We start from the raw sequence: 22,889 nt of genomic DNA on the forward strand, positions 1-22,889 counted from the left end.
TGCCTGCGCCGCCCCCTGGCTTGGCCAGCCTGCGCGCTTGGGCGCAGCGGCACCCTTTGCCCGCTCAGGCGCAGGCCACCCCCCAGCCCTGGGCCGTGGCCTACAGCGGCGGGGCCGATTCCACCGCGCTGTTGCTGGCGGCGCATGCGCTCTGGCCGGGCCAGGTGCAGGCCTTGCACATCCACCACGGCTTGCAGCCGGCGGCCGAAGGCTTTGCCCTGCACGCCCAGCGCTGCTGCGATCAACTCGGGCTGCCGCTGCGCATCGAGCGGGTGCAGGCCGGGCCCGCGCGCGGCCAAAGCCCAGAAGACGCGGCGCGCCAAGCCCGCTACGCCGCACTGGCGCGGCTGGCCCAAACCCACGGCGCGGCCTGGGTGCTTCTGGGGCAGCAGGCGCAAGACCAGATCGAAACCCTGCTGCTGGCGCTCAGCCGTGGCGCCGGTCTGCCGGGGCTGGCGGCCATGCCCGAGGCCATGCAGCGCCACGGGGTGCGCTTTGGCCGCCCTTGGCTGCACGAAGACGGGGCGGCGCTGCGCCAGTGGCTCGACGCCCACGCCGTGCCCTACCAGCAAGACCCCAGCAACCAAGACACGCGCTACACCCGCAACCGCATCCGCGCGCACCTGCTGCCCGCGCTGCTGCAGCACTTTCCGGCCAGCCTGCGCACGCTGGCGCGCAGCACCCGCCAGATCGCGCAGGCGCAGCGCCTGCTGGACGAGCTGGCGGCGCAGGACTTGCAGGCGGTGGGCAATCCGCCCGCCATCGCCGCTGTGCAGGGCTTGAGCCCCGACCGCCAGGCCAACCTGCTGCGCCACTGGCTGCGCAGCCAGCACGGCACCCAAGCCAGCGCGGCGCAACTGCAGCAACTGCTGCGCCAGGTGGCCGCCTGCCGCACCCGGGGCCACCAGATCGAGCTCAAGGTGGGGCAGGGCAGGGTGCTGCGCTGCGGCGCGCATCTGAGCTTCGAGGCCGCCGCTGCACCTGCAGACGCAAGCGCGGCGTCGCCGCCCCAGAGCCGCTGTTTATAATTTCAGATTCGTTTCACTGGCCCCCGGTGGCAGTTTGCGCTGCACGGCCTCACAACAGCACCTCTCATGGCACTCATCGTTCACAAATACGGCGGCACCAGCATGGGCTCGACCGAGCGCATCCGCAACGTGGCCAAACGCGTCGCCAAATGGCAGCGCGCCGGGCACCAGATGGTGGTGGTGCCCAGCGCCATGAGCGGCGAGACCAACCGCCTGCTGGCGCTGGCCAAAGAGCTGGCCCCGGCCCAGCCCGGCAGCGCCACCGAGCGCGAACTCGATCAGCTCGCCGCCACCGGCGAGCAGGCCTCGTCAGCGCTGCTGGCCATCGCCTTGCAGGCCGAGGGGCTGCAAGCGGTGAGCTACTGCGGCTGGCAGGTGCCCATCCGCACCAACAGCGCCTACACCAAGGCGCGCATCGAGTCCATCGACCAGGCCCGCATCCAGTCTGATCTGGCGGCCGGCAAGGTGGTAGTCATCACCGGCTTTCAGGGCGTCGATGAGCAGGGCCACATCACCACCCTAGGCCGCGGCGGCTCCGACACCTCGGCGGTGGCGGTGGCAGCGGCCATCGGCGCGCACGAATGCCTGATCTACACCGACGTCGATGGCGTGTACACCACCGACCCGCGCGTGGTGCCCGAGGCGCGCCGCCTGCCGCGCGTGAGCTTCGAAGAAATGCTGGAAATGGCCAGCATGGGCTCCAAGGTGCTGCAAATCCGCTCGGTCGAGTTTGCCGGCAAATACCGCATGCCCATCCGCGTGCTCTCGAGCTTCACACCCTGGGACATCGACCTGAACGCAGAAGCCCAGTCGGGCACCCTGATCACTTTTGAGGATGAGCAAACCATGGAACAAGCCGTCGTCTCCGGCATCGCCTTCAACCGCGACGAAGCCAAAATCACCGTGCTCGGCGTGCCCGACCGGCCCGGCATCGCCTACCAGATTTTGGGTGCGGTGGCCGCGGCCAACGTGGAAGTGGATGTGATCATCCAAAACATCAGCAAAGAAGGCAAGACCGACTTCAGCTTCACCGTGCACCGCAACGACTACCCGAAAACGATGGAGCTGCTGCGCAGCCAGGTTGTGCCCGCATTGGGCGCGGCCGAGGTGCTGGGCGATGCGCGCATTTGCAAGGTCAGCATCGTCGGTATCGGCATGCGCAGCCACGTGGGCGTGGCCAGCCGCATGTTTCGCTGCCTGAGCGAAGAGGGCATCAACATCCAGATGATCAGCACCTCCGAGATCAAGACCTCGGTGGTGATCGACGAAAAATACATGGAGCTGGCCGTGCGCGCCCTGCACCGCGAGTTCGACCTCGATCAACCCACCGACAGCCTGGCCTCGACCTGAGGCTTTTGCACCGCGCTTGCCCAAAATCGAGCCTATTTCGGGCATAATTCGAAGTTCTGGAGTGATGACCGAGAGGCCGAAGGTGCTCCCCTGCTAAGGGAGTATGCGGTGTAGAGCCGCATCGAGGGTTCGAATCCCTCTCACTCCGCCAAATACCCCAAAAAAGAGCGCATACATGAGCGCATTCAACGAAGAGCGGGTACTCACCGTTCACCACTGGACCGATCGGCTGTTCAGTTTCACCACCACGCGCGACGCCTCGCTGCGCTTCTCCAACGGCCACTTCACCATGATCGGGCTGCGCACCGAGGGCGGCAAGCCCTTGCTGCGTGCCTACAGCATCGCCAGCGCCAATTACGAAGAGCACCTCGAGTTCCTCAGCATCAAGGTGCCCGACGGCCCGCTCACCAGCCGCTTGCAGCACATTCAGCCCGGCGACACCATCGTGGTGGGGCGCAAGCCCACCGGCACGCTGCTGATCGACTACCTGCTGCCCGGCAAGCGCCTGTACCTGCTGGGCAGCGGCACCGGGCTGGCGCCGTGGATGAGCATCATCCGCGACCCGGCCACCTACGAAAAATTCGAGCAGGTGGTGCTGGTGCACGGGGTGCGCGAAGTCAAAGAGCTGGCCTATTACGACTACCTCACGGTGGACTTGCCGCAGCACGAGTTTTTGGGCGAGATGGTGAGCCAGCAACTGCGCTACTACCCGACCGTGACGCGCGAGCCCTTCAAAAACCGCGGCCGCATCACCGACCTGATCGAAAACGGCAAATTGGCCGCCGACCTTGGTCTGCCAGCGCTCGACCCGGCGCACGACCGGGTCATGATCTGCGGCAGCCCCGAGATGCTGCGCGACCTCAAGCGCATGATGGAGCAGCGCCAGTTCGTCGAAGGAAACACGAGCTCGCCGGGCGACTATGTGATCGAACGCGCCTTCGTCGAGAGCTGATGCGCTACCATCGGTGCCCATGAGCACTTTGCTTGACTCTTTGGGGCAACACCCGCGGCGCTGGCTGCTGTTGCTGGCGCTGGTGTGCGCGGGCATGTTTGCCTACGGCGCCTATTTGCAACACGTGGTGGGCCTGCAACCCTGCCCCATGTGCGTGGTGCAGCGCTACGCCCTGATGGGTGTGGGGCTGCTGGCCTTGCTCACGGCGGCTTTTGCGCAGCGTGCGGTGCATCTGACGGGCTTGGTCGCCGTCGTTTTGATGGCCGGTTTTGGTTCCTTCACCGCCGCGCGCCAAAGCTGGTTGCAGTGGTACCCGCCCGAGTTCGTCACCTGCGGGCGAGACTTTTACGGCATGATCGCCAGCTTCCCGCTCGAACGCTTGCTGCCCATGCTGTTCAGCGGCAGCGGCGACTGCGCCAAAGTCGATTGGTCGTTTCTGGGTCTGACGATCGCCAACTGGTCGTTTCTGGTCTTCACGGGCATGGCGCTGCTGGCCTTGGCGGTGTTTGTGGCGCTGCTGCGCCGGCGGGTCCATTAGCGCACCCGTATTCACGGTTTTGTCATTTGAGCCGCCTACAATCGCAAAATTGATTTTTCGATTCGAGGGGCAGGTTGGTTCATGCGCACGCACTCCGATTCCAATGGCTTGGCCGGGCAGGGGCAAATCTGCAGCATCCGCGAACTGATCGACAGCGCGGCGCTGCAGGTGCATTTTCAGCCCATCGTCGATCTGGCGGGGGTTTCGGTCCATGCCCACGAGGCCTTGGTGCGACCGCCTGCTGGCAGCCCGTGGAACGGCCCGCTCGAGTTGCTGACCTCGGCGCAAAGCGAAAATTTGACGCCTGAGTTCGAGCTCGAATGCCTGTTTCGGGCCCTCTGGTACTGGAGCCGCAGCGCGCGCGTCGGGCGGCTGTTTCTCAACATCAGCGCCTCGGTCTTGGTCAAGGCCGCGGAGCGCCAGCAGATCGTGCGCCTGTTCGACCACGCGCAGGCCCTCGGGCTATCGCTCTCGTCGCTGGTGCTCGAACTGACCGAGCACGAGCAGGTCACCGAAATCGACGCCATCCTGAGCGTAATCGAGCGCCTGCGGCGCCACGGCGGGGCGCTGGCGCTCGATGATTTTGGCGACGGGCGCTCCAGCCTGCGCCTGTGGTCCGAGCTGCGCCCCGAATACGTCAAGATCGACAAATACTTTGTGCGCGAAGTCCACCGGCACAGCCACAAATTGCAAACCGTGCAGGCCCTGAGCCGTCTGGCCGAAACCTTTGGCGCCCAACTGGTGGCCGAAGGCGTCGAAACCGCCGATGAGCTCGAGGTCTTGCGCGACGTGGGGCTGCCTTTTGTCCAAGGCTTTTACACGGGACGGCCGCAAGCCGAACCCGTTCTGGCCCCCTTGGCCGACGCCGAGCGCGTGTTGCGCAGCCGCCAGATTACCGTGCTGCCGCTGCAAAAGCAGGTCAGCAACCGGGGCCTGACGGCACGCGCCTTGTTGATCGAAGCCCCCACGGTAGACGCCCTAGCCAGCCACGAGCTGGTGGCGGGCCTGTTCAAGCAGCACAAGGGTCTGCATGCGCTGGCCCTGATGGAAGGCGAGCGCCCGGTGGGGCTGATCAGCCGCAAGACCTTGCAGGATTTGTTTCTGCAGGTTTTCTTTCGCGACATCTATGGCAGCCGGCCCTGCCGCCTGCACGCCAACCCCGACCCGCTGCTGGTCGATGTGCACACGCCGCTCGAAAACCTGACCGAAATCCTCACCTCGTCCGACCAGCGCTACCTTACCGAGGGTTTCATCATCACCGAAGGCGGCCAGTACCGGGGCCTGGGCACCGGGGCCGACCTGGTGCGCATGGTGACCGAGGCGCGCATTGAGGCGGCGCGGCACGCCAACCCGCTCACTTTCCTGCCCGGCAACATCCCGATCACGCTGCACATCCAGCGCCTGCTCGACAACCAGCAGGATTTCGTGGCCTGCTACGCCGATCTGAACCAGTTCAAGGCCTTTAACGACCACTACGGCTACTGGCGCGGCGACGCCGTGATCCGCCTGCAAGCCGAGTGCCTGCAGGCCGTCTGCGACCCCCGGCGCGACTTCATCGGCCATGTGGGCGGCGACGACTTTGTGCTGCTGCTGCAAAGCCCGGACTGGCACGAGCGGCTGGAGCGCTCGGTGCAAACCTTCAACCGCAAGGCGCTCGAGCTCTACGACCAGGCCGACCAGATTGCGGGTGGCGTACGCGCCGAAGACCGCAACGGCCAGTTGCGTTTTCACCCCTGCACCACCGTCAGCCTGGGCGTGGTCAAGATTGCGCCGGGTCGTTATGCCGACGCCGAGAGTGTGGCCAATGCCGCCGCCAGCGCCAAGCACCACGCCAAACAAAGCCGCTCCGGCTTGTATTTGCTTGAAACGGCGCCCCAATCCGCTCCTGACAAGCAGCTTCAATAGCCCGCTTTAGCGCGGCCCATTTGCTCAATCGCCTTCTAGGCGGTCACCCAAACAAGCGCACCTGCACAGATCGGGTCAACATCCCGACACTGCTCGCCTAGGGCAGGAGCCAGCGCGAGATCGCCCGCTGCATGGGCATCGACCAAAAGACCATCTGGCGGTGCGCAGGCTAGGCCGAGGAGGCACATTCTCCCGGGGTAGCCGCCGCCGGGGGGATAAGCTCAAAGCGACGGCAATCAACGGCGGCATTAAAACATGTTACATGCTACACTTTGCCGCACATCCCATGACGAGGTTTAGCCATGCCCAAAACCCTCAATGAGCGCGTGCAAAAATACCGCGACGGCTTGCGCAGAGCCGGTCTGCGTCCGGTGCAAATCTGGGTGCCCGACACGCGCCTGCCTGGTTTTGTGCAGGAATGCCAGCGACAGTCTAGGCTGCTTGCCTCGTCGGATCTGGCCGACGCGCAGCTGCAGCGGCTGATGGACGACGCACTGGCTGATGTGGACGGCTGGACGGCATGAAGCGTGGTGACTTGGTGACCATCGCCATGCAGGGTGATTTTGGCAAGCCCCGGCCCGCCTTGGTGATCCAGGCCGATGCCTTTAGCGATCTCTTGAGCCTGACGCTGCTGCCGGTGAGCAGCACCTTGCTCGACGCCCCTCGGCTGCGGGTGCAATTGCAGCCCAGCGCCGCCAACGGGTTACAAAAGCCTTCGCAGGTCATGGTGGACAAGGCCATGACAATCAAGCGCGAGCGCGTAGGGCCGGTCTTTGGCCGCATCGAGCCCGACACCCTCATCGAGGTTGAGCGCTGCCTAGCGATTTTTTTGGGGATCGTCAAGTGACACTCTGGGCGCGCTAGACCGGTGCGACCGCGTCGAGTTTGAGCACGATCAGGCTCAGGTTGTCGCAATGACCGTCGGCACGCTGACGCGCCTGCGCGACCAGTTCCTCGCACGCCTGCCGGGGTGTGGCTTGCTGCAGCAGGGCGTTGAGCTCTTGGGCGGTAAAGCACTGCCAAATGCCGTCGCTGCAAGCCAGCAGCACATCGCCCACTTGCAGCGGCTCACAGCGGTGGCTGTCGATGGTGGGGGCTTGCTGGGTGCCCAGGCAATGCAGCAACAGGTTGCTGCGGGGGTCGGTGCGGGCCTGTTCTTCGCTCAACAGGCCTCGTTCGACCAAAGACTCGACCAACGAATGGTCCTTGCTCCGGTGCAGCAAGTGGGGCCCACGAAAGTGGTACAAACGCGAATCGCCCGAATGCGCGAAGTGGCAGTGGCCGCTGGGCAGTATCAAAAAACTGGCCAAGGTGCTGTGCGGCTCCAAGTCGGCGGCGGCAGCCGTCAGGCGTATGCCGATGTGCGCTTCTTGGGCCAAACGCAGCAAAAACGCAGCGCCGTCGTCGCTGGCGGGATCGAACTGCTCAAACAATTGCTGCGCCGTCAGCAGCACCTGATCCGCCGCCTTGCGCCCACCCGCCAGCCCGCCCATGCCGTCAGCAATCACGCCCAGCACGCAGCCCTTGATGTAGCGATGCGCCAGCAAGCCGAGCTGGTCTTGCTGATACGGTCGATCGCCTTGGTCGATGCCGGTGCAGGCGTTGATGCGGTAAGGGGCGGCGCTCATAAAGGGTTGCCCTAAGCGAGGGCCTTACTTCACTTCGCCCATCATGCTCTGCTGGTAGTTGGGCAGCCCGACCTTGTCGATCAGGTCGATCTGGGTTTCCAGAAAGTCGATGTGCTCTTCGGTGTCTTGCAAAATGTCGAGCAGCAGGTCACGCGAAACGTAGTCGCGCGCGCTCTCGCTGCTAGCGATGCCGTCTTTGATGGTGGCTTGGGCGGCGCGCTCCAAGGCTAGGTCGCTGCGCAGGATTTCGGGCACGTTCTCGCCGATGTTGAGCTTGCCCAAATCTTGCAGGTTGGGCAGGCCGTCGAGGGTAAAGATGCGGTCCATCAGGCGGTCGGCGTGCTTCATTTCACCGATCGACTCTTGGTATTCTTTTTGCGCCAGCTTGTCCAAGCCCCAGTGCTTGAGCATGCGGTAGTGCACAAAGTACTGGTTGATGGCGGTCAGCTCGTTTTTGAGCTGGGCTTGCAGGTGGCCGATGACCAGTTTGTCGCCTTGCATGGTGGAGGTTCCTTGAAGTGGGGGATGCAGATACCTTGCAGTTTAGCGCTTTTGAGTGGGCGCTAGAATGCTTCGCCCCAGCCCGTTTTGTTGCCACCTGCGTGGTTTTTTTATGAACACCCTGCGCTCCATTCCCCATTTCATCAACGGCCAGAGCGTGGCTGGCCTCAGCGGCCGCCACGCTGAGGTGTTCGATCCGGCCACGGGCCGGGTGCAGGCCCAGGTGGCACTGGCCACGGTTGCCGAGGCGGCGCAAGCGGTGGCCGCCGCCCAAGCCGCCTTCCCGGCCTGGGCCGAAACGCCGCCGCTGCAGCGCGCGCGCATTCTGATGTGCTACCAAGAGCTGCTGCGCCGCCATGCCGATGAGATTGCTGCCGCCATCAGCGCCGAGCACGGCAAGGTGCTGGCCGACGCGCACGGCGAGCTCACGCGCGGGCTGGAGGTGGTCGAATTCGCCTGCGGCGCGCCGCACCTGCTCAAGGGCGAGCACTCCATCAACGTCGGCCGTGGGGTGGATTCCTACACCGAGTACGCGCCGCTGGGGGTGGTGGCGGGCATCACGCCCTTCAACTTCCCCTGCATGGTGCCGATGTGGATGTTCCCGGTGGCGCTGGCCTGCGGCAACAGCTTTGTGCTCAAGCCCTCCGAGCGCGTGCCGAGCGCGCCGCTGATCTTGGCCCGGCTGCTCAAGGATGCTGGCCTACCCGATGGCGTGTTCAACGTGCTGCAGGGCGACCGGGTGGCGGTCGATGCCCTGCTCGAGGACCCGCGTGTGCAGGCGCTCAGCTTCGTCGGCTCGACGCCGGTGGCCGAGTACATCTATGCCCGCGGCAGCGCGCTGGGCAAGCGCGTACAGGCCTTGGGTGGGGCCAAGAACCACATGGTGATCCTGCCCGACGCCGATCTGGAGCAAGCCGCCGCCGCGCTGCTCGGGGCCGCATACGGTTCGGCGGGCGAGCGCTGCATGGCCATTTCGGTGGCGGTGTGCGTGGGCGATGCCACGGCCGAGGCGCTGATCGCCAAGCTGCGGCCCTTGGTCGAGGGGCTGCGCATCGGGCCCGGCAACCAAGCCGAGCCCGATATCGGCCCGCTGGTGACGGCGGCGCACCGCGAGCGCGTGCGCGCCTACGTAGATTCCGGCGTGGCCGAGGGCGCCGAGCTGCTGGTCGATGGCCGCAGCTTGCGCGTACCCGGCTACGAGGATGGGTTTTTTCTCGGTGGCTGCCTGTTTGACCGCGTGCGGCCCGAGATGCGCATCTACCGCGAAGAAATTTTCGGCCCGGTGCTGTGCCTGCTGCGCGTGCCCGATTTCGAGGCCGCCCTCAAGCTGGTCGATGAGCACGAATACGGCAACGGAACCGCCATTTTCACCCGCGATGGCGACGCGGCGCGCCAGTTTGCGCACCGGGTGCAGGCGGGCATGGTGGGCATCAACGTGCCGATCCCGGTGCCGATGGCGTTTCACAGCTTTGGCGGCTGGAAACGCAGCCTGTTTGGCCCGCTGCACATGCACGGCCCCGACGGGGTGCGTTTCTACACCCGGCTCAAAACCGTGACCGCGCGCTGGCCCACCGGCGTGCGCGACCCCGAATTCGTCATGCCAACGATGAAGTAGGCGACCGCAACGGGGCTCTTCAGCGCCCCACCAGCGCCCCGTGCTGCGGCGCATCAATGTTCGCGATAGCCAGTTTCAATAAACAATGGCTATCGGCTGGGCTATGATGACTAGGGTTTTCACCAATCTCGTTAACCCTCAATCCTTCCCTTCAGGAGTTTCCATGTCGATCATCAACACCCCAGTCCAGCCTTTCAAAGCCCAAGCTTTCCACAACGGCAAGTTCGTGCAAGTGTCCGACGAAACGCTCAAGGGCGAGTGGTCGGTGCTGATTTTCATGCCGGCCGCCTTCACCTTCAACTGCCCAACCGAAGTGGAAGACGCCGCCGATAACTACGCCGAGTTCCAAAAGCTTGGTGCCGAGGTCTATATCGTGACCACCGACACCCACTTCTCGCACAAAGTCTGGCACGAAACCTCGCCCGCCGTGGGCAAAGCCAAGTTCCCGCTGGTGGCCGACCCCACCCACACCCTGACGCGCGCTTTTGGCGTGCACATCGAGGCCGAAGGTCTGGCGCTGCGCGGCACCTTCATCATCAACCCCGAAGGCCAGATCAAGACCGCCGAAATCCACGACAACGCCATCGCGCGCGACGTCAAAGAAACCCTGCGCAAGCTCAAGGCTGCCCAGTACGTGGCCAAGAACCCCGGCCAAGTCTGCCCAGCCAAGTGGAACGAAGGCGCCAAAACCCTGGCCCCCTCGCTGGAACTGGTAGGCAAAATCTAAGCGACTCCCCTAAAGCCCGCTGGCCCCGCCCACACCCCAAGGATTGCAGAGATGCTCGACGATACCCTCAAAGCCCAGCTCCAAGCCTATTTGGAGCGCCTGCAGCAGCCGATCGAGCTGGTGGCCGCGCTGGATGGCTCCAGCGCCTCGCTAGAGATGCGCGAGTTGCTCGAAGCCATCGCTGCGCTCTCAAACAAAATCGCGTTGCGCACCGACGGGCAAGACGCGCGCGTGCCATCCTTTACCGTGCAAGGGCAGGGCCAGCCGGGCCAGTTGCGTTTTGCCGCCGTGCCGCTGGGCCACGAGTTCACCTCGCTGGTGCTGGCGCTGCTGTGGGCCGGTGGGCATCCACCCAAGGTCGAGGCGGGCCTGATCGAGCAGATCAAGGCCTTGCCGGGCGACTACCGCTTCGAAATTTACATGTCGCTGAGCTGCCACAACTGCCCCGATGTGGTGCAGGCGCTCAGCCTGCTGGCGCTGCTGAATCCGCGCGTACACACCGTGGTGATCGACGGCGCGCTGTTCCAGCAAGAGGTGAACGAGCGCGATGTGCTGGCGGTGCCGTCGGTGTATCTGAATGGGGCCGCGTTTGGCTCGGGCCGCATGAGCGTGGAAGAGGTGCTGGCCAAGCTCGACGCCGGTGCTCTGGTCAAGCAGGCGCAGCAGCTCGATGCGCTGGAGCCCTTCGATGTGCTCAACATCGGCGGTGGACCGGCCGGTGCGGCGGCGGCGGTGTATGCGGCGCGCAAGGGCATCCGCACCGGCTTGCTGGCCGAGCGCATGGGTGGCCAGCTCAACGACACGCTGGCGATCGAAAACTACCCCTCGCAACTGCACACCGAAGGCCCCAAGCTGGCCGCCGCGCTGGAGGCGCACGTGCGCCACTACGAGGTGCAGATCATGAACCTGCAGCGTGCGGTGCGGCTGCTGCCTGCGGCACAGCCGGGTGGCCTGATCGGCATCGAACTGGCCAGTGGCGCGGTGCTGAAAGCGCGCAGCGTGGTGCTGAGCACCGGAGCGCGCTGGCGCAACATGAACGTGCCGGGCGAGCGCGAATACCAAAACAAAGGCGTGGCCTACTGCCCGCACTGCGACGGCCCGCTGTTCAAGGGCAAGCGCACGGCGGTGATCGGCGGCGGCAACTCGGGCGTAGAAGCCGCCATCGACCTGGCCGGCATCGTGCAGCACGTGACGCTGCTCGAATTTGCCGCCGAACTGCGCGCCGACGCGGTGCTGCAAGCCAAGCTGCGCAGCCTGCCCAACGTAACCGTGATCACCCAAGCCCAGACCACCGAGGTGCTGGGCGATGGCGCACGCGTCAACGGCCTGCGCTACACCGACCGCGCCACCGGCACCGCGCACGATCTGGCGCTGGAAGGCATTTTTGTGCAGATCGGCCTGGTGCCCAACACCGAGTGGCTCAAGGGCGCGCTGGAGCTTAGCCGCCACGGCGAAATCGTGATCGACGCCAAGGGCCACACCAGCGTGCCCGGCGTGTTTGCGGCAGGCGACTGCACCACCGTGCCCTACAAGCAGATCGTGATCGCGGCCGGCGAGGGGGCCAAGGCGGCGCTGAGCGCTTTTGATTACCTGATCCGCACCCCGCAGCCCCAAGAGGTGGTGGGGGAGGCGGTGCCCCAAGTCTGATGCACGGGGGTGCCCGGGCTGGTTTGCCCTGCTAGACCAGCCCCATTTCGGCCATCGAGCGGCAGCCCGCGGCCGTGACCACAAAGTGGTCCAGCACCCGCACATCGACCAGCGCCAGCGCCGCCTTGAGCGAGTCGGTGATGAGTTGGTCGGCGCGCGAAGGCTCTGCCACCCCGCTGGGGTGGTTGTGTGCCAGCACCACGGCGGCGGCGTGGTGGTGCAGGGCGCGCAACACCACCTCGCGCGGATAGACGCTGGTCTGCCCCAAGGTGCCGCGAAACAGCTCCTCGTAGGCCAGCAGCCGGTGCTGGCTATCCAGAAACAGCAATGCAAACACCTCGTGCGGCTTGTGGCCCAAATGCAGTTGCAGGTACTGCGCCACCGCCTGCGGTGTATCAAACAGCGGCCGCTCGGCCAGCCCCTGCGCCAGCGCGCGCCGCGCCAGCTCCACCACCGCCAGCAGCTCGGCGCGCTTGGCTGGCCCCAGCCCTTTGATGCGTTGCAGGTCCTGCGGGCCGCAGTGCAGCAGCCCGGCCACGCCTTTAAAACGGTCCACCAGTTCTTGTGCCAGTTGCACCACGTTCTTGCCCGGTATGCCGGTGCGCAGCAGCAGCGCCAGCAGCTCGGCATCGCTTAAGGCGGCGGGGCCGCGCTGCAGCAGCTTTTCGCGTGGGCGCGCATCGGCGGGCAGGCCCTTCAAGGGCATTGAGGTGGTGTTCAAAGCGGCGGCTCCCAAGTTTTTTACAATACGCCAAGTTATTCTATTGTTGCCGCCGCGCAACCCCGCCATGAACCCAGTCGGCCCCGACTCCTTCCTCACCCTGCATTACCGCCTCTCGGGGCCCGATGGGCGCAGCCTGATTGACACCTTTGCCGCCCAGCCCGCCACCCTGAGCCTGGGCAGCGGCGCGCTCTCGCCCGCGCTCGAAGCCGGGCTGCTCGGTCTGCACGAAGGCGCGCAGGCCGTGATCGAGCTGCCCGCCGGTGCCGCCTTTGGCGAGCGCCAGCCCGACAAGGTGCAATGGGTGGCGCGCACACTGCTGCAGCGCCTGGGCCTGCCGCAGCAGGGCCACGCCGTGGGCGACGTGCTGCAGTTCCCCACCCCCGACGGCCTGGGTCACTACGCCGGCACCGTCTGCCAGGTGCGCCCCGACGGCGCGCTCCAACTCGACTTCAACCACCCCCTGGCAGGCCAGCCGGTGCGTTTTGAAGTGCAACTGATTGCGGTGCTGTGATGGCGGCCGTGCAAGAGGTGCTGCTGGCCGAGCCGCGTGGCTTTTGCGCCGGGGTGGACCGCGCCATCGAGATCGTCGAGCGCGCACTGGCCAAGTTTGGCCGCCCCATTTACGTGCGCCACGAGATCGTGCACAACACCCACGTGGTCAAGGACCTAAAAGCGCGCGGGGCCATCTTCATCGAAGAACTGGACGATGTGCCCGCCGGGGCCACGCTGGTGTTCAGCGCCCACGGGGTCAGCCGGGCCGTGCAGCGCGAGGCCGAGCGGCGCGGATTCCGCATTTTCGACGCCACCTGCCCGCTGGTGAGCAAGGTGCACGTGGAAGTGGCCAAGCTGCATCAAGAGGGCTACGAGTTCATCATGATCGGCCACAAGGGGCACCCCGAGGTCGAAGGCACCATGGGCCAGCTCGATGCCGGCATCCATTTGGTGGAAGACGTGGCCGACGTGGCGCGGGTGCAGCCGCAGCAGACCGAGCGGCTGGCGCTGGTGACGCAGACCACGCTCAGCGTCGATGACGCGGCCGAAATCGCCGCCGCCGTGCGCGCACGCTTTCCGGCCCTGCGCGAGCCCAAGCAGCAAGACATCTGCTACGCCACGCAAAACCGGCAAGATGCGGTCAAGCTGCTCAGCCCCTTGGTGGATGCGGTGGTGGTGGTGGGCAGCCCGAGCAGCTCCAACACCAACCGGCTGCGCGAGCTGGCGCAACGCTTGGGCGTTCCCGCCTACATGGTCGAAGACGCCACCGAGCTGCGCGACCACTGGTTTGCCGATGCGGCACGCGTGGGCGTGACCGCCGGTGCCTCGGCCCCCGAAACCCTGGTGCAAGGCGTGCTGCAGCGCCTCAAGGCGCTCGGGGCGGTGTCGGTGCGCAGCCTCGACGGCGCGCGCGAAACCCTCAAGTTTCCGCTGCCCAAGGGGCTCAAGCCCGATTGATTTGCATACGCCAGACAAGCCATTGGGCCCTTTGCTAGGGGTTGCGATTCAACCATTTGGGAGACACAACCATGCAACGCCGCACGCTCATGGGGGCCGCTGGGCTCGCCTCGATGCTCACCGCCAGTGGCCGCGCTTGGGCGCGCACTTTCCCAAGCCGCTCGCTGCGCCTGATCGTCCCGTTCACGCCCGGTGGGTCGGCCGACATGGTGGCGCGCTCTGTGGCCACGCCCTTGGCGGCGCTGCTGGGCCAATCGGTGGCGGTGGACAACCGCACCGGCGCGGGCGGGGCCATCGGCACCCACGAGCTTGCGCGTGCGGCGCCCGATGGCTACACCCTGGGTCTGTCTGCTGTCTCGACGTTGGCCACCAACCCGGCCTTCATCCCCAACACGCCCTATCACCCGGTTAACGACTTCACCCCCGTCATCAACCTCGTCGTCATCCCCTTGGTGCTGGCGGTGCACCCCTCGTTTCCGGCGCGCGATTTCGATTCCTTTTTGCGCGAAGTCCGGCGCCACCCCGGACGCTACTCCTACGCCACCCCCGGCACCGGCACCCTGCTGCACCTGCTGGGTGAGCTGATCGAGCTCGAAAGCCGCATCTTCATGGTGCACATCCCCTACCGTGGCACCGCCCCGGCACTGGTTGACGTGATGGCGGGCCGTGTGCCCATCATTTTCGATGCCTTGCCCGGGGTGATGCCGCATATCCAGCCCGGTGGCCGGCTGATCCCGCTCGCCGTGGCCGCCCCCCAGCGGCTGCCCCAGTTGCCCCAGGTGCCAACTTTTGCCGAAGTCGGGCTGCCGATCGCCAACCGTGGGGGCTATTTTGGTCTTATTGGGCCGCGTGGCCTGCCCCCTGAGGTGGTGCAGCGCGTCCACGCCGATACCGTGCGCGTTTTGGCCGATCCAGCGTTGCGCCAGCGGCTCGATGACGCCGGTGCGCCGGTCATAGGCAGCACCCCCGAGCAGTTTGCCGAGCAAATCCGTTTCGAGTTCGATTTCTACACGCGCTTGGTGCAGCGCACCGGCATCCGACCCGATTGAGGCTCGGTCTAGGGGCTGCCCACTACCCCTAAAATCGGCCCCACCATGCTAGACCTCACGCACCTGCGCAAAGACCTCGACGCCGTCGTCACCCGCTTGCAAACCCGCAAAAACCCGCAACCCTTTCTCGATGTGGCCGCCTTCGGCGCGCTGGAGCACGAGCGCAAGGCCTTGCAGGTGCAGACCGAAGAGCTGCAAGCGCAGCGCAACCGCTGCTCCAAGCAGATCGGCGTGCTCAAGGGCCAAGGCCAGCACGCCCAAGCCGAGGCGGCCATGGCCGAAGTGGGTCAGATCAAAGATGCGCTGGAGCGCTCGGCGGCGCGGCTGGAGCAAATCCAGTCTGAGCTGCAAGCCATGCTGCTGGCCCTGCCCAACCTGCCCCAGCCCGAGGTGCCGCTGGGGGCCGACGAGAGCGCCAACGTGGAGCTGCGCCGCTGGGCTCCGCCGCACGCGGGCGGGCCGGGTGCGACGAAGGCGGATGGGGATGCGGGCTCCCCTGCCGGTGGCTACGGGGCCAGTCCGGCCGCGCTGGGTTTTGCGCCGCGCGACCATGTGGAGCTCGGCGAACCGCTGGGGCTCGATTTCGAGACCGCCGCCAAGCTCAGCGGCGCGCGTTTTGCCGTGCTCAAAGGCCGGCTGGCGCGGCTGCACCGGGCGCTGGCGCAGTTCATGCTCGATGTGCAAACCGAGCGCCACGGCTACACCGAGTGCTACACGCCCTACGTGGTCAACGCCGCCACGCTGCGCGGCACCGGCCAATTGCCCAAGTTCGAGGCCGATTTGTTTGCCGTCAAAAAAGGCGGCCAGGAAGGGGAGGAGGAGGGCGCGCTCTACCTCATCCCCACCAGCGAAGTCACGCTGACCAACTTCGTGCGCGACTGCATCGTGCCCGAGGCCGATCTGCCGCTCAAATTCACCGCCCACACCCCGTGTTTTCGTTCAGAGGCGGGCAGCGCCGGGCGCGACACCCGTGGCCTGATCCGCCAGCACCAGTTCGACAAGGTGGAGCTGGTGCAGATCGTGCACCCCGAGCGCAGCAACGAGGCGCTGCACGACATGACGCAGCACGCCGAAACCATCTTGCAACTGCTGGAGCTGCCGTATCGCGTGATGCTGCTGTGCAGCGGCGACATGGGCTTTGGCGCGGCGCGCACGCACGACCTCGAAGTCTGGCTGCCGGCGCAAAACACCTTTCGCGAAATCAGCTCGGTGAGCAACTGCGAAGCCTTCCAAGCCCGGCGCCTGCAAGCGCGCTACAAAAACGCCCAAGGCAAAAACGAGTGGCTGCACACCCTCAACGGCTCCGGGCTGGCGGTGGGCCGCACCCTGGTGGCGGTGCTGGAAAACCACCAGCAGGCCGATGGCCGCATCGGCATCCCGGTGGCGCTGCGGCCCTACTTGGGCGGGGCCGAGACGCTCTGACGCCCATGAGCGCAGCGCCAACCGCCCAGCGGGCCACACCGCAACGGCCGCCACTCCAAGCCTGCCTGCCTTTTGATCGGCCCCAAGGTGCGTCGTTGCGGGTGGTCGATCTGTTCGCCGGCATTGGAGGCATCCGCATGGGCTTTGCCGCTCATGGCGCCGAGTGCGTGTTTACCAGCGAATGGAACCGCTTTTCCAAGCAGACCTACCTAGAGAACTTTGGCGACACCCACCCCTTTGTGGGCGATATCGTGCCGCTGCCGGCGCACGAGGTGCCCGACCACGAGGTGCTGCTGGCGGGTTTCCCTTGTCAGCCTTTCAGCATCGCCGGCGTGAGCAAAAAAAATTCGCTCGGTCGGGCGCATGGCTTTGAGTGCACGACCCAAGGCACCTTGTTTTTTGATGTGGCGCGCATCATTGCCGCCAAGCGTCCCCAGGCCTTTTTGCTAGAGAACGTCAAAAACCTGCTCTCGCATGACCAAGGCCGCACCTTTGCCGTGATTCTCCAGACCCTGCGCGAGGAGCTGGGCTACGAGGTGCATCACCGCGTTTTGGATGGCCGGCACTTTACGCCCCAGCACCGGGAGCGCATCATCTTGGTGGGCTTTTGCCAGCCGACCCGGTTTAGTTGGGACGATTTGCAGTTGCCCGCACAAGGTCCGAAACTGCACAGCATCTTGCACCGAACCGACGGCAGCGAGCCCGTGCTGGAATGGGACGCAGACCGCTTTTTTGATCACCAAAGCCATATGGTGCAGCCGCGCTACACGCTCACGCCCAAGCTGTGGGAGTACCTGCAAGCCTACGCCCTCAAGCACAAGGCGGCCGGCAACGGTTTTGGCTTTGGGCTGGTGCACCCCCAGAGCGTGACGCGCACCCTGTCGGCGCGCTACCACAAAGACGGCTCAGAGATCCTCGTCGACCAAGGGCCCGGCAAGCGGCCGCGCCGCCTGACGCCGCGCGAATGCGCCCGGCTGATGGGCTTCCCCGATACCTTCAAGATTCCGGTCAGCGACACCCAAGCCTACCGCCAGTTTGGCAACAGCGTGGTGATGCCGGTCATGCGCGAGGTGGCGCGCCTGATGGTCGAGCCGGTGCGCGACCTGATGGGCGCCGCCGGCCCAGCCTTGCCGCAGCAGGCTTGGGCGGCCTAGGCCGCTCGTTCGATCAGCTCGATCTTGTAGCCGTCGGGGTCGGTGACAAAGGCGATCACCGTGCTGCCCCCCAACACCGGGCCGGCCTCGCGGGTGATGGTGCCGCCGGCTTGGCGGATGCGCTCGCAGGCCGCGTAGGCATCGGGCACACCGATGGCGATGTGGCCGTAGGCGCTGCCCATTTCGTACTGCGTCACGCCCCAGTTGTGGGTGAGTTCGATCTCGGCTTGGTCGGGGTTGCCGCCCTCAAAGCCCAAAAACGCCAGCGTGTACCGATACTGCGGATTCTCTGAACGCCGCAGCAAGTTCATGCCCAGCACCTGGGTGTAGAAGGCGATCGAGCGATCGAGATCGCCCACGCGCAACATGGTGTGCAAAATGCGCATGGTCTGCTCCTGTTTTTGAGGTTACTTGATGCGCCCAAAGCGGGTGCGCAGGGGGTCGATGCCACCACCGCCACCGCCCTGGCCACCGCCGCCTGTGCGTGAGCGGTTGCCGCCACCGCGCTGGCCCAGGGTGTCGATGCCGGTGCGCAGCGGGTCGGGCTGGCGCGCTGGGCCGCCGCCGGGGCCGCCCGCGCTACCGGCGCTTCGGCTGCGTGGCTGGCCCGGCTGGGCTTGGCCCTGACCTTGGCGCGGGCCGCCTTGGCGGGGTCCGGTGCCCGAACCCGGTGCCTGGTTGCGACCGGCCCCAGGGGCAGCGCCCCCACTGTTGCGGCGCCGTCCGGGGGCATGGGCCAGCCGGGATGGGGCCAAGGGGTCGGCGTGGCGCGGGGGTTGGGAGTCGTCTTCGAAGTCGTCGTCGTGGAAGGTGGGGGCCTGAGCCGCCCGCGCAGGCGCCGTCCGCGCCGGCGCAACCCGCGCCGGGCCCGCGCCGAATCTGGCGGGCGCACCCCCCGTCGGTCGGCCAGTGCGGGCGCCGCCTTTGCTGTCGCGCACGCGGTCCGTCATCTCTTTGCGCGCAGCGCGTCCGGCGGCGGCCATCACATCGCGGCTCGGTGGCTTGCCGGCACCGCCCCAGAGGGTTTGGCGGCCCATGGCGATGGGTTCGGCTTTTTCGTCGGCTTCGGGCATGAACTCGGGGAAGATTTGCACCGCAATCTGCTGCTTGGTGAACTTCTCGATCGCCATCATGAAGCCTTCTTCGTCTAGGCTCACCAGGCTTACCGCGGCCCCTTCGGCCCCGGCGCGGCCGGTGCGGCCGATGCGGTGCACGTAGTCTTCGCACACATTGGGGATGTCGTAGTTGACCACGTGCGGCAAGTCGTCGATGTCGATGCCGCGCGCGGCGATGTCGGTGGCCACCAAGGCGCGGATGGTGCCGCTCTTGAAGTCGGCCAGTGCCTGGGTGCGCGCGCTCTGGCTCTTGTTGCCGTGCAGCGCCATGGCGCCAATGCCTTGGGCATTGAGGTAGTCGGCCACGTTGTTGGCGCCAAACTTGGTGCGTGTAAACACCAGCACCTGGCTCCAGTCGTGTTCTTTGATGATGTGCGCCAGCAGCGCTTTTTTCTTGCCGCGCCCGACCGGGTGGATGGTCTGCACGATGCGCTGCACCGTGGTGTTGGGCGGCGTGACCTGAATGTGCTTCGGGCTGCGCAGCAGGCCGTTGGCCAGTTCACGGATCTCGTCGCTGAAGGTGGCCGAAAACAGCAGGCTCTGCTTGTTTTGCGGCAGCAGGCGCAAGATTTTTTTCACGTCGTGAATGAAACCCATGTCGAGCATGCGGTCGGCTTCGTCGAGCACCAGAATTTCGACCTTGGACAAATCTAAGCGGCCTTGATCCACCAGGTCCAGTAAACGCCCCGGCGTGGCCACCAGGACATCGACGCCCCGGGCCAGTTTGTCGATCTGCGGGTTCATGCCGACCCCGCCAAAAATCACGGTGGACTTGAGATGCAGGTGCTTGCCGTAGGTGCGCACCGATTCTTCGACCTGCGCCGCCAGCTCGCGGGTGGGCGTCAGGATCAGGGCGCGAATGGGTCGCGCTTGGCCGCGTTTGGGGGGCTCATGGCCGGCTTGTCCCTCGGGGCTGGTTTGGCCGGCGTGCAGGCGCTGCAGCAGCGGCAGCGTGAAGGCGGCGGTTTTGCCGGTGCCGGTCTGTGCGCCGGCCAGCAGGTCGTGGCCAGCCAGCACCAAGGGGATGGCTTGCGCCTGCACCGGGGTGGGTTGGGTGTAGCCTTGCTCGCGCACGGCGTCCAGCAGAGCCGGGGCGAGGTTCAGTTCGTCAAAAGTCATGGGTAAGGTTTGCGCCCATCACGGGGCGTCTAGGGGTATCGGCCACTCCCTGCGCCGCAAGGGGCAAGGGCAATCGCGGGCAGATGGGGAGCAAAGTGGGCTGTCCTAGCCCCAGCATGGCGCTGCTGTGGTACCGAATGCAAGTACGCACGGCCCGATTGTGGCACAAACCGCCCCTGACCGCGGTGGGTGTGCCGACTGGCGTTTAAAAACCACAGTTTGGGCGCGCCGGCAAGCCGAACCTGGCTTGCGCCACAAATCTGCACAAAGCGGCACAAAATGGCTCAAGCAGCGGATAATCGCAGCAAAGTGGCGGCCCCGCTGGGGCTGCGTGCGCATTCCTTTCATTTGCTTGTCCCTATGGCCCAATACGTTTTCTCCATGAACCGCGTCTGCAAGACGGTGCCGCCCAAGCGCCAGATCTTGAAAGACATTTCGCTCAGCTTCTTTCCCGGCGCCAAGATCGGCGTGCTCGGCATCAACGGCTCGGGCAAATCGACCCTGCTCAAGATCATGGCTGGGGTGGACAAAGAGATCGAGGGCGAGGCCATCCCCATGCCCGGCATCCGCATCGGCTACCTGCCGCAAGAGCCGCACATCAACCCCGAACAAACCGTGCGCGAGGCGGTGCAAGAGGGCATAGGCGGCGCGCTGGCGGCCAAGGCGCGGCTCGAAGAGGTTTATGCCGCCTACGCCGAACCCGACGCCGACTTTGACGCCCTGGCCGCCGAGCAGGCCGAGTTGGAGGCGGTGATCGCCGCCTCGGGCTCCGAGAACGCCGACCTGCAGCTCGAACTCGCCGCCGACGCGCTCAACCTGCCGCCCTGGGAGGCGCAGATCAAAAACCTCTCGGGGGGCGAAAAGCGCCGCGTGGCGCTGTGCCGCTTGCTGCTGAGCCGGCCCGACATGCTGCTGCTCGACGAGCCCACCAACCATTTGGATGCCGAAAGCGTGCACTGGCTGGAGCAGTTCCTGAAACGCTTTTCCGGCACCGTGGTGGCCATCACCCACGACCGCTACTTTTTGGACAACGCCGCCGAGTGGATTTTGGAGCTCGACCGCGGCCACGGCATCCCCTACAAAGGCAACTACACCGACTGGCTGGACCAGAAAGAGCGCCGCCTCGAAACCGAGCAGCGCAGCGAAGACGCACGCCTGCGTGCCATGAAAGAAGAGCTCAAGTGGGTGCGCGCCAACGCCAAGGGCCGCCAAGCCAAGAGCAAGGCGCGGCTGGCGCGCTTCGAGGAACTCTCCGACGTGGATTACCAGCGCCGCAACGAGACCAACGAGATCTTCATCCCGGTGGCCGAGCGCTTGGGCGCGCAGGTGATCGAGTTCAAGCACGTGCGCAAAACCTTCGGCGACCGGCTGCTGATCGACGACCTGAGCTTTAGCGTGCCGGCCGGGGCCATTGTGGGCATCATCGGGCCCAACGGGGCCGGCAAATCGACCCTGTTTCGCATGATCCAGGGCGTAGAGCAGCCCGACGCGGGCGAAATCGTCATCGGCCAGACCGCCAAGCTGGCTTTTGTCGATCAGAGCCGCGAAGCGCTGCAAGGCGACAAAACGGTGTGGGAGGATGTGTCCGGCGGGCTCGACAACATCACGGTGGGCAAGTTCATCATGCCCAGCCGCGCCTACCTGGGGCGCTTTAACTTCAAGGGCAACGACCAGCAAAAGCTGGTGAAAAACCTCTCGGGCGGCGAGCGCGGGCGGCTGCACCTAGCCAAAACGCTGGCGCTGGGCGGCAACGTGCTCATGCTCGACGAGCCCTCCAACGACCTCGACGTGGAAACCCTGCGCGCGCTCGAAGAGGCGCTGCTCGAATTCGCCGGCAGTGCGATGGTGATCTCGCACGACCGCTGGTTCCTGGACCGCATCTGCACCCACATCCTGGCCTACGAGGGCGAGAGCCAGTGGGTGTTTTTTGACGGCAACTTCACCGAATACGAGGCCGACAAACAGCGCCGCCTAGGCGAGGAGGGCGCACGGCCCAAGCGCGTGCGCTTCAAGTCGCTGGCTTAAGGGTTTTGGCCTTTGACTGCCACCTCCGGGCCCGATTTCCGACAAAATCACTAAAAACAGTCTTGTGCTGAATATGCCATTTGTTGCAAAATGCGAACATGAACAATACAAACAACCCTATTGATATGTCCTCGGGCGCCTACTTCACTACGCTGGAAGTGGCCAAGATGCTCGGCATGGCGGTGCGTTCGGTGCAACTGATGGTGGACCGTGGCGACTTGCAGGCTTGGAAGACCCCTGGCGGGCACCGGCGCATCACGCGCGATTCGCTCGAGCGTTGGGTCAAGGGCAGCCGTGCCGGTGTGACCGGGGTGGCAGCCATGCACGGTGGCGCAGGTCTGCGCCCGAGTGGGCGGCGGCGTCATTCGGTGCACGTGCCGCGCATTCTGCTGATCGAAGACTCGGCGCATTTTCAGAATCTGGTCTCCACGCTGATCAGGCAGCGCTTTGAAGACATCGAGCTGCATGTTTCGTCCGACGCCATTGCGGGCTTGGTTTCCTTTGGCCATTTGCAGCCCGACCTCATCATTGTCGATATTTTGTTGCCGGGCATGGATGGTGCCACGCTCATTTCGGGGCTGCGCAGCCATGCGCTGTTTGGCAACTGCAAGCTGATCGTGCTCACGGCGCTCGATGCACCGCAGCGCGAGCCCTATGCCCATGCCCTGCACGAGGTGGCGGTGGTGCACAAACCGCGCCTGGTGCAAGACCTGCCGCCCCTGATCGAGGCGGCGATGGGCCATTTGCTGGCCGATCGCAGCGCTGAGGCAAGCGCAGTGTCCCCGCCTGCCTCGGCGGCCGGAGGCGCCGCTGCAGCGCCAACCCCCGCCAAGGCCCCTGCCAAGGCTGCCAAGGCTGCCAAGGCTGCCAGGGCTGCCAAGGCCTCCACCAAGGCCAAAGCTGTGGCGACCGAACGCCGGCCTCAGCCAGCCAAAGGCTGA

Annotated in this window: 22 protein-coding genes and 1 tRNA gene; 18 read left to right on the plus strand and 5 right to left on the minus strand. The window is 65.6% G+C overall.

Translation table 11 applies throughout. From position 1 onward, the window contains the following. The first annotated feature begins 29 nt into the window (after positions 1-29). The 8 genes from tilS to SRAH_RS09695 all read left to right on the plus strand — a co-directional run bounded on the left by tilS (position 30) and on the right by SRAH_RS09695 (position 6,620). Positions 30-1,028, plus strand: coding sequence for a tRNA lysidine(34) synthetase TilS (gene tilS / locus SRAH_RS09660; protein WP_171816050.1), 999 nt, complete (start codon positions 30-32; stop codon positions 1,026-1,028). Between the two features lie 66 nt (positions 1,029-1,094). After that, a complete protein-coding gene (locus SRAH_RS09665; protein WP_029463145.1) occupies positions 1,095-2,378 on the plus strand; it encodes an aspartate kinase in 1,284 nt (427 codons plus the stop codon). A 58-nt stretch (positions 2,379-2,436) separates the two neighbouring features. Next, positions 2,437-2,529: transfer RNA gene (locus tag SRAH_RS09670), tRNA-Ser, on the plus strand. A 24-nt stretch (positions 2,530-2,553) separates the two neighbouring features. Beyond that, a complete protein-coding gene (locus SRAH_RS09675; protein WP_029463146.1) occupies positions 2,554-3,330 on the plus strand; it encodes a ferredoxin--NADP reductase in 777 nt (258 codons plus the stop codon). A 19-nt stretch (positions 3,331-3,349) separates the two neighbouring features. Then, positions 3,350-3,868: a disulfide bond formation protein B gene (locus tag SRAH_RS09680; RefSeq protein ID WP_029463147.1), complete on the plus strand. Its 519-nt coding sequence runs from the start codon at positions 3,350-3,352 to the stop codon at positions 3,866-3,868. An 81-nt stretch (positions 3,869-3,949) separates the two neighbouring features. Then, complete coding sequence (locus tag SRAH_RS09685; protein ID WP_052369159.1) at positions 3,950-5,773, plus strand: EAL domain-containing protein; 1,824 nt, start codon at positions 3,950-3,952, stop codon at positions 5,771-5,773. A 302-nt stretch (positions 5,774-6,075) separates the two neighbouring features. After that, positions 6,076-6,297 (plus strand): antitoxin MazE family protein, encoded by a 222-nt coding sequence (locus tag SRAH_RS09690; RefSeq protein ID WP_029463149.1) that lies wholly within the window; start codon positions 6,076-6,078, stop codon positions 6,295-6,297. Then, positions 6,294-6,620: a type II toxin-antitoxin system PemK/MazF family toxin gene (locus SRAH_RS09695; RefSeq protein WP_029463150.1), complete on the plus strand. Its 327-nt coding sequence runs from the start codon at positions 6,294-6,296 to the stop codon at positions 6,618-6,620. Before SRAH_RS09690 ends, SRAH_RS09695 begins: the two co-directional genes overlap by 4 nt. 13 nt (positions 6,621-6,633) lie before the next feature. Here the strand turns inward: SRAH_RS09695 and SRAH_RS09700 are convergent, their stop codons facing one another. Continuing rightward, positions 6,634-7,401, minus strand: a complete 768-nt coding sequence (locus SRAH_RS09700) for a PP2C family protein-serine/threonine phosphatase (RefSeq protein ID WP_029463151.1) — start codon at positions 7,399-7,401, stop codon at positions 6,634-6,636. 24 nt (positions 7,402-7,425) lie between these two features. Then, the gene (bfr, locus tag SRAH_RS09705) at positions 7,426-7,902 is read right to left on the minus strand and encodes a bacterioferritin (RefSeq protein ID WP_029463152.1); all 477 of its coding nucleotides are present in this window, start codon (positions 7,900-7,902) and stop codon (positions 7,426-7,428) included. A 121-nt stretch (positions 7,903-8,023) separates the two neighbouring features. On the opposite strand from bfr, the gene SRAH_RS09710 reads away from it, so the two are divergent. The 3 genes from SRAH_RS09710 (at position 8,024) to ahpF (ending at position 11,891) form a co-directional block, all read left to right on the plus strand. After that, entirely contained in the window at positions 8,024-9,517 is a 1,494-nt protein-coding gene (locus tag SRAH_RS09710) for a CoA-acylating methylmalonate-semialdehyde dehydrogenase (protein ID WP_171816051.1), read from the plus strand. 163 nt (positions 9,518-9,680) lie between these two features. After that, positions 9,681-10,244 (plus strand): alkyl hydroperoxide reductase subunit C, encoded by a 564-nt coding sequence (gene ahpC, locus SRAH_RS09715; RefSeq protein ID WP_029463154.1) that lies wholly within the window; start codon positions 9,681-9,683, stop codon positions 10,242-10,244. 51 nt (positions 10,245-10,295) lie between these two features. Next, positions 10,296-11,891 carry an alkyl hydroperoxide reductase subunit F gene (gene ahpF / locus SRAH_RS09720; protein ID WP_029463155.1) on the plus strand — a complete coding sequence of 532 codons (1,596 nt, stop codon included), beginning with the start codon at positions 10,296-10,298 and terminating at the stop codon, positions 11,889-11,891. Positions 11,892-11,922: 31 nt separating this feature from the next. On the opposite strand, the gene radC is transcribed toward ahpF, so the two are convergent. Continuing rightward, positions 11,923-12,597: a RadC family protein gene (gene radC / locus SRAH_RS09725; protein WP_029463156.1), complete on the minus strand. Its 675-nt coding sequence runs from the start codon at positions 12,595-12,597 to the stop codon at positions 11,923-11,925. An 82-nt stretch (positions 12,598-12,679) separates the two neighbouring features. On the opposite strand from radC, the gene SRAH_RS09730 reads away from it, so the two are divergent. The 5 genes from SRAH_RS09730 (at position 12,680) to dcm (ending at position 17,689) form a co-directional block, all read left to right on the plus strand. Then, positions 12,680-13,126 (plus strand): FKBP-type peptidyl-prolyl cis-trans isomerase, encoded by a 447-nt coding sequence (locus SRAH_RS09730; RefSeq protein ID WP_029463157.1) that lies wholly within the window; start codon positions 12,680-12,682, stop codon positions 13,124-13,126. Then, positions 13,126-14,064, plus strand: a complete 939-nt coding sequence (gene ispH / locus SRAH_RS09735; protein WP_029463158.1) for a 4-hydroxy-3-methylbut-2-enyl diphosphate reductase — start codon at positions 13,126-13,128, stop codon at positions 14,062-14,064. Before SRAH_RS09730 ends, ispH begins: the two co-directional genes overlap by 1 nt. Before the next feature lie 71 nt (positions 14,065-14,135). Beyond that, positions 14,136-15,113 (plus strand): Bug family tripartite tricarboxylate transporter substrate binding protein, encoded by a 978-nt coding sequence (locus tag SRAH_RS09740; RefSeq protein ID WP_029463159.1) that lies wholly within the window; start codon positions 14,136-14,138, stop codon positions 15,111-15,113. Between the two features lie 45 nt (positions 15,114-15,158). Further along, complete coding sequence (serS, locus tag SRAH_RS09745) at positions 15,159-16,535, plus strand: serine--tRNA ligase (protein WP_029463160.1); 1,377 nt, start codon at positions 15,159-15,161, stop codon at positions 16,533-16,535. Positions 16,536-16,540: 5 nt separating this feature from the next. Further along, the gene (gene dcm, locus SRAH_RS09750; protein ID WP_082210162.1) at positions 16,541-17,689 is read left to right on the plus strand and encodes a DNA (cytosine-5-)-methyltransferase; all 1,149 of its coding nucleotides are present in this window, start codon (positions 16,541-16,543) and stop codon (positions 17,687-17,689) included. Here dcm and gloA read toward each other — a convergent pair. Beyond that, entirely contained in the window at positions 17,686-18,075 is a 390-nt protein-coding gene (gene gloA / locus SRAH_RS09755; RefSeq protein WP_029463162.1) for a lactoylglutathione lyase, read from the minus strand. The genes dcm and gloA overlap by 4 nt on opposite strands. A 21-nt stretch (positions 18,076-18,096) precedes the next feature. Continuing rightward, complete coding sequence (locus SRAH_RS09760; RefSeq protein ID WP_029463163.1) at positions 18,097-19,923, minus strand: DEAD/DEAH box helicase; 1,827 nt, start codon at positions 19,921-19,923, stop codon at positions 18,097-18,099. Between the two features lie 360 nt (positions 19,924-20,283). Here SRAH_RS09760 and ettA point away from each other — a divergent pair, with 360 nt between their 5' ends. After that, positions 20,284-21,948, plus strand: coding sequence for an energy-dependent translational throttle protein EttA (gene ettA / locus SRAH_RS09765; protein ID WP_029463164.1), 1,665 nt, complete (start codon positions 20,284-20,286; stop codon positions 21,946-21,948). A gap of 98 nt (positions 21,949-22,046) precedes the next feature. Next, positions 22,047-22,889: a response regulator gene (locus SRAH_RS09770; protein ID WP_082210163.1), complete on the plus strand. Its 843-nt coding sequence runs from the start codon at positions 22,047-22,049 to the stop codon at positions 22,887-22,889.

Source organism: Serpentinimonas barnesii, from assembly GCF_000696225.1.
GTDB classification, from domain to species: domain Bacteria; phylum Pseudomonadota; class Gammaproteobacteria; order Burkholderiales; family Burkholderiaceae_C; genus Serpentinimonas; species Serpentinimonas barnesii.